This window comes from Microcoleus sp. AR_TQ3_B6, from assembly GCF_036702785.1.
In the GTDB taxonomy this organism is placed as follows: domain Bacteria; phylum Cyanobacteriota; class Cyanobacteriia; order Cyanobacteriales; family Microcoleaceae; genus Microcoleus.
The window spans coordinates 49,002-60,681 of record NZ_JAUBVJ010000048.1; the positions used below are offsets into that span (position 1 = coordinate 49,002).

Here is an 11,680-nt window from a genome sequence, read left to right on the forward strand (position 1 = left end):
TCATCGAATATTTTTTTTGAAATTTCAAAAAAAAATCGCCGTTTTTTTCGGGTTAACACCTTGACTCAGACTATTTTGGGAAGTATAATTAAATAATGGGAATATTGGCAAAAATAAAATTTTATTCACCACTCCCATTATCTAAATAATACCCAGAAATTCCAGAAAAATCAATAGGTAATAGTTCCTTTTTTTCCGGTCGATTTTTTAACAACATTGCCAGAAACTCGGCTTCTTCCACAATACCTTTCGACAATACCTTGAGGAGAGCATCAATCGATTTTAGATTTTAGATTTTAGAATTGAAGCATTGACCCCACGGATAAATACGTTAGGCAAGTTTTATCGGATACAGGTTTTTTATTTCTGGACGGATGAATCCGGGGGCTTGTATCCTGGATGCTTTCGGTGAGAGCTTTCACACCGCAGCGCGAGCCAGCGCTTTCCTCAAAGCCAGATCGAGGCAATGCTAATTGCACCCTCCCACTCCTCCTCAAAAACGCTTTTTACTCTCATTGATATGCTCCCTTGACGCAAGGAGGTCGCCTGCGGGGCAACCCCCCTGGTTGCCCATACAAAATCTGCTTAAGTGTTGATTGAAAATGAACATATTAATAATTCTTTGATTTTTCCGCGCTTGCCACTATTAGAATTAATTCCCCTAGATGCTGATATTTCTATGAGTTTTGGGAGAGAATTTATGGGAAAAGCGTAACTATCGCTGTAGATTTTCTGGATGAAATCGCAGTTAGAATTAGACAGCATAACTTTCACGCCTCGTTCGGGAAGTTCGGCAAAAATATCTCTCAGTTTAAGCTGTTCTGATTCTGGGAAATTATCCCGGTTGTAAGCCGTAAAGTTACTCGTGGCACTGATAGGATAATAAGGCGGGTCAAAATAAACAAAGTCTTCGCGGCTAGTAGCAAAATCCAAAATTTCATCGAACTTTCTCACTTCAATTTGAGCGCGCGCGAGTAAAGATGAGACCGCTCGCAATAACTCGGGTTGACAAATGTTAGGATTTTTGTATCGACCTATCGGAACATTAAATTCACCTTTTGAGTTTTCTCTGTAGAGGCCGTTGTAACAAGTTTTATTTAGGTAAATTAGGCGTGCTGCTTTTTCTATATCTTTTTTGTAGGCTCGCGATCGCACCCAGTAATAATACTCTTTATTGTCCTTCCTGTGTTCTGACTGGTGCTCGAACAAAAGCTCAATTAGCTCCTCAACTTTATCCCTAACACAGCAATAGGCATTAATCAACTCAGGATTAATATCTGTTAAAATAGCTTGCAAAGAAGGGTGCTGTTGTGCTAAGTAAAAAAAGACGGCTCCGCCGCCCAAAAAAGGCTCGTAGTAAGTCGTGAACTTTTCAGGGAAATAAGGTTGATATTGTCCAATCAACCTAGTTTTACCTCCAGCCCATTTCAGAAAGGGACGTGGCAAGACGAAAGAAGGTGCGGAAGCAGACATTTATCTAGAAATAACGGCCCTATAATATCTATCACAACTAGAACTCAATAGAAATACTTCTGAAGTTGTTAGCGGAGGTCGGGTGGCATTAAACAGACACTGCCGGAACGATCGGCGAAAAGTTTTCGTTAGAATTATATAGGTCAGCCGAACAGGCAAAAATGCCCGATCGCCCGATCGGCAGATTTAGCTCCGGCTGTGCCAAAATTGTCTAACTCGCTCACAAGTGTTACCAGTCAAAGATCGAGCTGTGACACTTTACCCAACCAAGCTCATGCAAGATTTTATTAATAACGTCTCTCGCTACCCCCGCTTTTTCATTACGATATGCCTGGGAATTTTCTTTTTCCTGTTCGAGCGACTCAGACCCCTGCTCGATCGACCAGCAACTGCGATCGCCCTGATTAGTTCGATCGTAGCGACTTTTGTCTTTCTAACTTTTACACTGCGCGCCATGTTAGGCCTGAGTTCGGTTTAAAGCCAAGAAGCAGCGCAAACATCAACAGTAAATCAGACAAGCTAAAGCGCAAAGACGAGGTCGACCAAGGCGGACGGGAAGTTGCGAATTTTTAATTGTCAGTTAAAACACCAACTCCCAAAGTAACTACCAACTCAATCCGGCGATCGCACACTTGGCAATAGTCGCTGCGATACATTGGAAGAGGAAAAAAATTGCGCAAGTTTGGCCAGTGTTCCTCAACCTTGAGGCAGGCAAACATTACCGAAGTGCAGGACAAGCGTTTGGGGCTATCAACATTCACTGGGGAAATACTGCACCTCTGTTTCCTCGGTGTCCCACTTAATCCTTAGGAAGCGGCATCTCCCGCCCCGCTTTCCTCTCCCGTTAACCTGACGGTATCACGAGAGTTTCCAGCGGACAAGACAGATGAAGTTTGAACATATCTATCAATTTTTTCAAGACCCCCCTCCTGTTTATCTAAACAAGGAACTAGCAGTGTGCTACATTCTCTCGGTGTTATTGCGCGGAGATTCCTACGGTACAGAACTGATCGGACAACTAGAGAGGGAATTCCCCATCTACCGACTTTCTGATACCGTACTCTACAGCGCTCTGAAATTCCTCGAGGATGAAGCCGTAATCACCGGTTACTGGAAAAAAGTAGAAGGACGCGGCCGCCCCCGCCGGATGTATCAAATCCTCCCGGAGTGGCGGCACCAAGCTCAAGACCTCGCTCGTCTCTGGCACGAGTACATCGGTCAGGGAAACGGCGCGTCAGGGCGTCGGCCCCGCGCCTTAGAAACTGGTCAGACGGGTTAACCGAGTTGGAATCGGATGCCTAAACCCAAGAGAAGCTGGCGCTACTTGCAAAGCGATTTGCCCGATTGCCTTCGCTTTGCTCGCACGCCGCACAGCGATTCAAGCATCTACACGGCTCGTCAGGACTTACGCATTGTCACTTGAGAATTAGCGACGAGGGAGATCTCTGGGAATTTGGTGATGGGGAGAAAAACGCCTTGCTACAAAGCTTTTTGCGAATTTTGGTAAAAAAGTGTCTGCGTAAGTCCTCGATCGCTTTCGTATGTAAAGTTCTGTAAAGTAATAGTAGATAATTTCAATTAGACAAACTGCTACCGATGGATACTGCTGTTCTTCCTTCAACATTTGTGCTGACGCTGCTGCTGGCTGTTGGCTTGTTTTTCTTCATCAAGGCCTCGGTCAAAGATAGAATCGAACAAGTCAAGCTTGCTTCCTCAAGCCCCCAAGAGTCACTGTTAGCCCAGCTACAAGAGTATTTTGCTTCTAGGGCTTACCGAGTTGCAGCCGTCGATGCCCCCAACTATAAAGTCACGTTTGAGGGTTTTGTCAGGCCTAGTTGGTTTTTGGCTATTTTTTTAACTCTGCTGAGTGCAGGTGGCACTCTGTGCTTGGGACTGGTTTTGGGAATGCTGGTTCCCCAGCAGGGTCAAATTTTCCTAGCTTTGGTACTGCTGTCGCCGCTGGCGGGGGTATTTTACTGGAAAAAAGCTGGACGATCCGAGCAAGTCTCGCTCAAACTCGAATCAATTGCTGAGTCGGGAAGCCAAACCAAGAGCTTTGTTACTGTTAGAGCTCACCGCGATGAACTAGCAGCCATGCAAAAAGCTTTAGATTTGAAACCGCTCGATTAAAAGTTTGGCGCGGAACGTTTTTTGATATGCTAGATGCCGTACTTAGACTTCGAGCTGACAAACCGATGACCTAAAGAGCCGCTCTCTCGTTGGCTGTTTGTTTGAGTGACCAAACACTCAAAAAAAAACCATTATCGTGAAAGTGCCAATTGTGGCGATCACCCGCGGCAGCGATCGAGCCTGTTGCGATGGCTCCTTATACCCTAATTCCTAAGGACTTTTCGCAGAAATTTCAGTTGGCACTCTCCAGACAATGAGAACTCTAGCGCTTTTGTTAAAAGAATTAGAAAAACATTGCTGTCAATGTTTTGAGCTCAACATTTTGAGCTATGCGCGACTGGCTGACACCACAGGAATTTTTTCTGTGGTAGCTTCCAACATCACCTTTAAGCTGGGAAACAAGAAATGGTTCTCTTCTACGTATTGGGCTCCAAATAAACCTTTTTCAGCCCAGAAGTATCTGTCAGTGGTATGCTCGTTACGCTTGACTAACAGCAAAGCTGGGGGAGCAATGCCTTCGGCATGGATGAACTTGCGAGCCGCTGTTACGGGTTTATCTTCGCCGCTCTCGATGCTATATTGAGGCACACACTCTAAAATTCTTCGTCCTTCTTGTCGGCGGCGACTCTTGCGTTTGCGTCTCCTGGCCAATTTCTTTACCTCCTCTGTGAGAGACATGTGAGCAGACAGTATGAGCAGACAGGTTGTAATGATAGCTACCAAATCCGAGGTCAGTATATCCCTTCTCGCTCAAAAGTTCAACAGTTTTTAATATATCGACATAATCTTAACATGGGTGCCGATCGACAAAAGTGTAGCAGTTGTGGTATCGTGGGCCGCAAGTTCCGGCAAGAGCCAAGAATCCGGGCTCTGTGGAAGCGGAGCGCAACCGGAATCCTGGTAAATTTGGTTGATTAAAGCCCCAGGACTTCAACATAGCTGCTTTCTATCAAAGCGAAGACACCTGAAATCTAGAAGTCTCTCATCTGTAATGGGCTGCCGATCGGTTGTAATTTACTTAGAATTCCTTTAGATATCTTAATGTGGCGCTCATGTTAATGGCAGCAAGTTCAGAATTTGTCAAGCTTTGCCGATCGCAGGTGGCGATCGCCGTCAGTTTGGGCGCGACATTCAGCGCGGTATACCTGACACAAGAGCTGGTAGAAGGCAGCGAAGCAAAGTTGGTGCCGATCGCGGTTTACCCAGAAATCTCAGTCGAATCGGAAGAAAATCAGGGGTTGAGGTTGCAATCTTGCGAAAGCTCGACAGTCAAACCGGTGCCGCGACTGCTGGCGCCGCCGGTTCTGCCTGTGGAAGAATCAAGGGTGGGGGCGATCGCACCCGAGGCGCTTGGCGGTAATGAGCGCAGTTCCCATCAGTGCCAAGGCCCGGAGAATGTGTGGCAGCAGCGCCGGCAAATTGTGACGCCTCTGATACACGAGGGAGCTGTCATGGGACTCCTGGTGTGCGGTCGGCAAGACAGGGCTTGGAACGAGCGAGAGGAGGCTCAGATGCAACAAATTGCTCGCACCTTAGCCCTAGCTTGCGTTTTAGACCAGCGATCGCAGTGGATGCAGCAAGAATTGCGTTCGGCTAGGCAAATCCAGGCTCAGGTTTACGACACGATGCACAATTTGCTGCACCAGTTCAAAAGTCCGCTGACAGCGTTGCGAACTTTTGGCAAGCTGTTAGCACGGCGGCTGGTACCGGAAGACAAAAACCGCAATGTGGCTTTTAGTATTGTCCGAGAAAGCGATCGGCTAGAAGAGTTGCTCGGCCAGTTCGATCGAACTGTTGACACCGGCGAAGCACATCTCAAACTGCCATCGCGCACTTCAGAAAAAGCCATGTCCAATGTCGAATCAATCCGGCATTCTCCTCTGTCGCTGTCACCTGCCGCCCATTTGCAGGAATCCTGTTTTGTGACAGAAGTCTTAAAACCGCTGTTAATTTCCGCCGAGGCGATCGCATCTGAAAGGCATCTGAAATTGCTAGCGGACCTGGAGGCAGATTTGCCAGCAGTCTCAGCGAACGATCGAGCTTTGCGCGAAGTTTTGAGCAATTTAATTGACAATGCTTTGAAATATACCCCTGCCGGCTGCCAAATTTATATTAAAGTCAGGTACAAAGCAGCCCAGGGCGATCGGGCAGGATACAGCCAATTGCCTGCGATAGCAGTTGCAGTCAGCGACACAGGTCCTGGCATTCCTCCCCAGGATTTAGAGCATTTATTTGAGCGGCACTACCGGGGAGAAAAAGCGCAGACAGAAATTCCGGGCACAGGATTGGGTTTGGCGATCGCCCGCGATTTAGTCCGCCAAATGCAAGGAGAAATAGAAGTATTTTCCCCAGTCAATCCTGAATGGCTGCCATCGGCAGAAACTGATTTATATCCAACCGATCGCGGCACTACATTTGTGGTTTGGCTGCCGCTGAGTAAGTAACGAACTCTATTGTTTAGAGACATTTTTTATGAAGCATCTGCCTTGATTCGATAAAATTCCCAACTTTTGAAATTCTTTAGAATTCCCAAAAAAACTTTTTTTACTGTACGGTTTTTAGCTGCTTTCAACACTCTGATTGTGCTGATTTTGGGCGGCTTGAGCCTATACGCCAAACTCAACAACCAGGGAAAAGCAGTGTAACGCCTGTGCCGGCGATCGTTTTAATTGCTGGTTCCCTTACGAAAGCATTTTAACCGGATTTTCCGAAGTCCTCGGGTGCATCCCAGTCACAATTTGTGCATTTACCTTGGGAGTGTGTGGCGCCAAAAAGAGCCGCGCAGTCGATCGGGGATATTCTTATTTTTTAGTGTTTTACTACTTGGAGTTTTTTTCCTGTTCATATCTCTTCTCTTTATCTGCGTGAATCTGCGTCAATCCCTTCTCATCTGCGGTGAATAAATTATCTTTTTTAACCGCAGATACAGGCAGATAAACACAGATTAACGCAGATAAATTATCTCAAATTTGGTTGCACCATCCATCGGGAATTGTTGACTGTTGACTGGATTTGACTATGCCGATGGAACCGGAATTGATATGACAAACCCGGATTTACTATAACCGATGAATGTTGAGGTTTGAGGGAAGAATAAAAAAGTCCGAATTAGCAATTAGCAATTAGCAATTACTAATTACCAAGGATTGCCAATCATTGTGAAGGCGGCCCAATAATAAGGATGCAAAAGCACTCGATCGCCCCGCGCCGCAATTTCCGGAGGCAAAGTTAGAATCACAGAGGCCCCTTCAACTCGCAACTTCCCGTCTTGAATCCGCACGCGCCCCCGCAGCATCTGCAATTGTGCCCGCCGCAAAGCCTCGGCTTTAATCATCAAATTGCCCTCACGTCTCGGCATCCGCAACTGTCGGTAAAACTCGGTCATCAGCCCCAAAGTCCCCTCATCGCTGACTTCCCACAAACTCGCTAAAGCCGATTTAGTACCGCTAGCTACCGCCAAACCCGCAAACCCCAACTCCGCCTCTTCGTCGCCCAAAGCGGTACTGCACGCGCTTAAGACTAACAGGTTCACTGGCGGTTCATTCCACCGCAACTGCCGCATTTGATCGAGGCGCAATTTAGTATCCCACAACTGAATGTAAGAATTTTTCGGTTCCCCTGGCTGGAATTCGCTGTGAGTTGCTAAGTGAATGATTCCAAAGTGCCGATTTCTCCGCTGATCTTGCAAATTCCCGAGAGTAAAATCTTGATTCAAAAATGATTTTCCTTCTGAGGGCGGCGCGATTGACTCTAACTCCACCGGTACCGCTGGTAATGGCGCTTTATCTTCAAATACCGATGCCCCCATTGCCAAAATTTCATCATCCGCAATATTGTCGTAGCGAATATCAGTTAAACTCAGACTCGGCATCACGCTAAGGCTGTATTTTTCAACTAAAAATTGTTTACCATCGTGAAGGGCCGCAAAGGGCACACTCCGCAAACCGGCTGCCGGAATTACAATTAAATTGTCAATATTTAAAGCTGCCAATTCTGCGGCCATTGGCGCAATTAACCAGCGATAAAGTTTTTGAGCAGAATCCAAATAACTAATGCTGTTTCTTCTTCTGGGATTAGTTATTTCGGTTTGCAAGGCGTCAGCCAATTGCAACACTTGCCACCGCGTTGTCGCCGGAACTAAAACGCGCATCGGTTGAGCGTTAGCTGTGACTAACACTAATTCTAAATGCTCCCCCTTAGGAACATCGGAAATTTCTTTTCCCTGCGGCGACAACCTCTCCCCCAACTTATCTTCTAAGGGGCGAGGCTGCCCGGAGGTGAGGTTTTTTCTCACAGGCAATAGATTAGATAAATCCCGACTTGCCACTACCACCGAACCATTTTCTTTGGGGGCGGCTGCATCCGAGCTGCTGACCCAGTTCATATAAATAATTGCAGATTTTACCCCGGTAATTTGTTCGTTTTTGCGGAGATTTTCGTAAATTACCGATATATTAGTAATCGGCGTTCTTGCGGGCAAGTCGAGATATTTTTCATACTCGCGACTAAAGGCTTTCTCAAATTCTACAACTCCCGAACCTGCCGGATCTAATCTGCCAGAATTAGGGAAAATATCCGGGGTAATGGGGTAATTTTGGTCTCGATTTTGCGATCGCAATTCTACGTCCAAAGATGCAGGAAGTGACAGCGCAGGCTCGGGATCTACGGAAACTAGAGGCGGTTCGGGAATTGGTTCGGGAATTGGTTCGGGAATTGGTTCGGGAATTGGTTCGGGAATTGGTTCGGGAACTCTTGGGGGACTCGGTGTAATTAGGGAAATCTGATTTGGTAAACTTCCCTGGGTGTAAGTTTGCCCAAAGGAAAAACTGGGCAAAATGGCGTTTCCCGCGCCAGCATTAATGCTTCCCCTGGTTCCATTGTCGATCGCGCCGCCAACTACAAACGGTCGATCGATACCGCCTCCGTGGCGAATTGCGATCGCCCCCGCCCCCGCACCCCCGTTCGTAGAAATACTGGAAATATTGCCCGATATATCATCGTTGAAAACATTGTTCGATAGAAACAAACCGAGGGTTGTCACATCAACGCTGCCGCCAGTGCCGCCAGTGCCGCCTCTAGCGTTGATAAAACCCAACTGAATGTTACCCGTCGCGCTCAGGGAGACTGCCCCGCCGTTTCCGTTGGCAGTGCTGCTGGAGTTGAGATCGAGAGCCGAAATCCCCGCTTTCGAAGTAAGGGCAATATTTCCGCCGATCGCTCCCGAAGCGTTCAAAGCTCCCGCAGTTAAAGGGCCGGCATTGCTTTTGAGAGCGATCGCGCCCCCCGTTCCCGCCGCCGACGAGTCGATCGCACCTGCTGCAACAGTATTCCCTTCAACCCGAATGTTCCCACCCTTCGAGGTAATATTGCCCGTCCGAACCTCGCGGCTGGCTTGCAGGTTGACGCTGCCGCCATCCGTCCTTAAATTACCCTCTAAGAGGACATTTCCAGCCTTGATATCGGCTCCCAAAGCGGCTGTGCTGTCCCCCCCGAAGCGAGCGGAATCTCGGGCGTTAACGCTCAAACTGCGCGCTGCAATTGTGGAAGCAGCCGTCACGTTAGCAGCGTCAGCCGAGAGCTGGCCCAACCTCTGATTTTGACCGACTCTGCCGCCAAAAGTAATGTTGCCGCCAGCGCCCAGCGTCAAATTATTTGCTCGGCCCGGGGTGCTGTCGAGGGTATTGGCAAAAGTGATATTGCCGGTAGTGGTGGCTAGGGCGGCCCTGCGATTGACTGTGACGGCGGTGTTGAAAGTCATGTCGCCCGATGTCGCAATATTGCCCGAAACCTCGCTACTGCGGGCGTTGACAGTCAAACTCGCCAGCGGTGCAGCTTGACCGACTGTACCGCCGAACACCACTCGCCCAGCGTCTAGTCTCAGGGCGCGAGATCCGTCTAGGCTACCGGAGAACAGAATGTTGCCCCTAGCTTTTGTGCTCAAAGCCGCGTCAGCATTGAGGGATGCGTTTCCTGTAAAAGTGAGATCGGCGCCGGATGTCGCAATGTTGGCGCCGAGAGCAGTTTGGGGCGCGTCGAGAGTCAAGCTAGCGCTGCCGGTTGTGTTCAGGGGATTGTCGATCGCGATCGATTTGCCTTGCAGTGTCAGCGGGCTGTTGAAGGTAATGGGTGCGACGATCGCGATCGATGAGGTGCTACCGTTTTCGCGCCCGATCGCGATCGAACCAAAATCCCCCGCCAAAGCGCCGAGATCCGTTGCCGTCAAGTCCAAAATGCCCAAAATATCGCCGGTGCCACCGATCCGAATTCGCCGGCTGTCCTTGGGCTGCAAGCGAATTGTTCCCCCCGCACTGGTTGCGGAATTGCTGCCGCCTCTCAAGTCAATGCCGTTACCAGTCAGAGCGATATTGCCGCCGTTGGCATTAAGTCCGCCCGCAGAGATGCTGCTGGCGAAAATGTTGATGTTGCCACCTTGAGTCTCGATTGAGTCCTTGGGGTCATTGACATAAAACACTCGGCCCGATCTAAATGTTACGGTGTCTCCGGTTCTCGCTTGCAGGGAAAGTTTGTTATCGGGCAAGTTTTGGAGGGTGATGTTGCCGGGGGTATCTAGAACCACGTTGCTGCCGGCCGTCATCTGTTCCAACTGCACTTCTGAGATCGATGTTTCTTGGGCTTCTGGTGCCGATTGCAGTTCCCCGCCCTGCGATCGCGCGCTGTTGTCGCCGTTACCGCTGACGATGGTAATATTTGCCGGATCGAGCCACAAATTGCCGATCGCCCCGTTAGTCGCGCGGGTATCGACCTCTCCTTGAAAAGTTAAAGCATTTTTGCCGGAAACTTCTACTCTTCCGCCGTTACCTGCTGCTGTGCCCCCGCGAGCAGCAATATTGCCGAAGAAGCGAGTGATATTGTCTGACCAAATTACCGCAGTGCCGCCATTGCCGCGGTCGATCGCGTTTGCTGCGATCGTAGAATCAGGACTAACGTATGTTACCAGTGCGTTTGGCACGGTTTCCATCCCCCGCCAACCGCCTCCAACACGCACATTACCTCCGCCGTCGGTTCCGGAAGCATTGATATTTGCGCCGAAGAGTCCTACTTTTTCACCTAAAATATTAACTGTGCCGCCCGCAATGCCAGAAGCAGCAAATACATTGACAGAACCCGAGACGATCGCACTTCCGGCAACTGCGGGCACTGTTTGGCCGCCAGTCAGTACCAATTGACCTTGTTCGTTAGTCGTTAAACCTGTGGCTGACGCTAGGCCGGAGCCCGTAAGCAACTGAGGCAAAGAAACCGGGGCGATCGCCGATTTTTCGGACTGCCAAGGCGGAGTTATTTCTAAACTCAATAAGTTACCCGTAAGACCTATCCGGACTGCCTTTTCTCCCGGAACAGCAGCCACTGTAATTTGACCGTTTGGAGCGGATAATTTTCCTGTATTAATAACGGTGCCACCGAGCAAAGTTAAACTTTGACCGCTGCCCACTGCCAAGTTTCCCGCATTGACAATTGCACCGACTTGTGAGTTATTAAAATTAAATTGATTGGGGTTTCCTACTAAAGCTTTGTAATCATTAATTCCTGCCGAATTAAACCAGCGATCGCCGAAACCAATACCTGTAGCAGTTGTCGCGAAAAAAGACCCGGACACGTTTAATCTAGCATTTTGACCGAAGACAATTCCCGCCGGATTCATTAAGAATAAATTCGAGTTGCCGCCGCTTACGGAAATCAGACCGTTAATGACGGAAACATCGCCTCCGGAAATCCGCCCTAAAATATTTTGAATATTGGGATTCGTTAGAAAATTAGCAATTTGACCTTCGCTGAGATTAAATTGGCTGAAGCTGTGAAACAGATTTGCCCCGTTTCCTGACAGTTGTCCCCCACTAATGTCTGTGCGGTTTTGCTCGGACTTAACAACAGTATTAGTGCTGTCATTTGCAGGAACGACAGGTTGCGACCGAACTGCTAGCGGTAGCAGCCAAAAACCTAATGTCAAAATTAGAGCAGAACGAAAATAGATCATTGGAGGAAGTCATTAGTCATTAGTCATTAGTCATTAGTCATTAGTCATTAGTCATTAGTCATTAGTCATTAGTCATTAGTCATT

The 11,680-nt window shown here is 48.4% G+C and carries 9 protein-coding genes; 5 read left to right on the forward strand and 4 right to left on the reverse strand.

Annotated elements, in window-relative coordinates; translation table 11 throughout:
* Nucleotides 1-585: 585 nt before the first annotated feature.
* Nucleotides 586-1,473 (reverse strand): DNA adenine methylase, encoded by an 888-nt coding sequence (locus QUB56_RS21815; RefSeq protein WP_332958050.1) that lies wholly within the window; start codon nt 1,471-1,473, stop codon nt 586-588.
* Nucleotides 1,474-1,747: 274 nt separating this feature from the next.
* Here QUB56_RS21815 and QUB56_RS21820 point away from each other — a divergent pair, with 274 nt between their 5' ends.
* Nucleotides 1,748-1,951: a DUF751 family protein gene (locus QUB56_RS21820; protein WP_332958051.1), complete on the forward strand. Its 204-nt coding sequence runs from the start codon at nt 1,748-1,750 to the stop codon at nt 1,949-1,951.
* Between the two features lie 91 nt (nt 1,952-2,042).
* Here the strand turns inward: QUB56_RS21820 and QUB56_RS21825 are convergent, their stop codons facing one another.
* A complete protein-coding gene (locus QUB56_RS21825; protein WP_332958053.1) occupies nt 2,043-2,234 on the reverse strand; it encodes a hypothetical protein in 192 nt (63 codons plus the stop codon).
* A 125-nt stretch (nt 2,235-2,359) separates the two neighbouring features.
* On the opposite strand from QUB56_RS21825, the gene QUB56_RS21830 reads away from it, so the two are divergent.
* The gene (locus tag QUB56_RS21830; RefSeq protein WP_190745100.1) at nt 2,360-2,752 is read left to right on the forward strand and encodes a PadR family transcriptional regulator; all 393 of its coding nucleotides are present in this window, start codon (nt 2,360-2,362) and stop codon (nt 2,750-2,752) included.
* 317 nt (nt 2,753-3,069) lie between these two features.
* On the forward strand, nt 3,070-3,603 hold the full coding sequence (locus QUB56_RS21835) for a cofactor assembly of complex C subunit B (RefSeq protein WP_332958055.1): 534 nt from the start codon (nt 3,070-3,072) through the stop codon (nt 3,601-3,603).
* A 327-nt stretch (nt 3,604-3,930) separates the two neighbouring features.
* Here QUB56_RS21835 and QUB56_RS21840 read toward each other — a convergent pair whose 3' ends face one another.
* The gene (locus tag QUB56_RS21840) at nt 3,931-4,254 is read right to left on the reverse strand and encodes a DUF3155 domain-containing protein (protein ID WP_006635576.1); all 324 of its coding nucleotides are present in this window, start codon (nt 4,252-4,254) and stop codon (nt 3,931-3,933) included.
* A gap of 407 nt (nt 4,255-4,661) precedes the next feature.
* On the opposite strand from QUB56_RS21840, the gene QUB56_RS21845 reads away from it, so the two are divergent.
* The gene (locus QUB56_RS21845; protein ID WP_332958056.1) at nt 4,662-6,047 is read left to right on the forward strand and encodes an ATP-binding protein; all 1,386 of its coding nucleotides are present in this window, start codon (nt 4,662-4,664) and stop codon (nt 6,045-6,047) included.
* Between the two features lie 66 nt (nt 6,048-6,113).
* The gene (locus QUB56_RS21850) at nt 6,114-6,248 is read left to right on the forward strand and encodes a hypothetical protein (RefSeq protein ID WP_332958057.1); all 135 of its coding nucleotides are present in this window, start codon (nt 6,114-6,116) and stop codon (nt 6,246-6,248) included.
* 491 nt (nt 6,249-6,739) lie between these two features.
* On the opposite strand, the gene QUB56_RS21855 is transcribed toward QUB56_RS21850, so the two are convergent.
* The gene (locus tag QUB56_RS21855) at nt 6,740-11,596 is read right to left on the reverse strand and encodes a CHAT domain-containing protein (RefSeq protein ID WP_445243385.1); all 4,857 of its coding nucleotides are present in this window, start codon (nt 11,594-11,596) and stop codon (nt 6,740-6,742) included.
* Nucleotides 11,597-11,680 lie beyond the last annotated feature (84 nt).

Bases quoted from the DNA above. Each gene is read 5' to 3' on its own strand.
- QUB56_RS21855 (WP_445243385.1), bottom strand. From the start codon at position 11,596: ATGATCTATTTTCGTTCTGCTCTAATTTTGACATTAGGTTTTTGGCTG.
- QUB56_RS21835 (WP_332958055.1), top strand. From the start codon at position 3,070: ATGGATACTGCTGTTCTTCCTTCAACATTTGTGCTGACGCTGCTGCTG.
- QUB56_RS21845 (WP_332958056.1), top strand. From the start codon at position 4,662: ATGGCAGCAAGTTCAGAATTTGTCAAGCTTTGCCGATCGCAGGTGGCG.
- QUB56_RS21820 (WP_332958051.1), top strand. From the start codon at position 1,748: ATGCAAGATTTTATTAATAACGTCTCTCGCTACCCCCGCTTTTTCATT.
- QUB56_RS21815 (WP_332958050.1), bottom strand. From the start codon at position 1,473: ATGTCTGCTTCCGCACCTTCTTTCGTCTTGCCACGTCCCTTTCTGAAA.
- QUB56_RS21830 (WP_190745100.1), top strand. From the start codon at position 2,360: ATGAAGTTTGAACATATCTATCAATTTTTTCAAGACCCCCCTCCTGTT.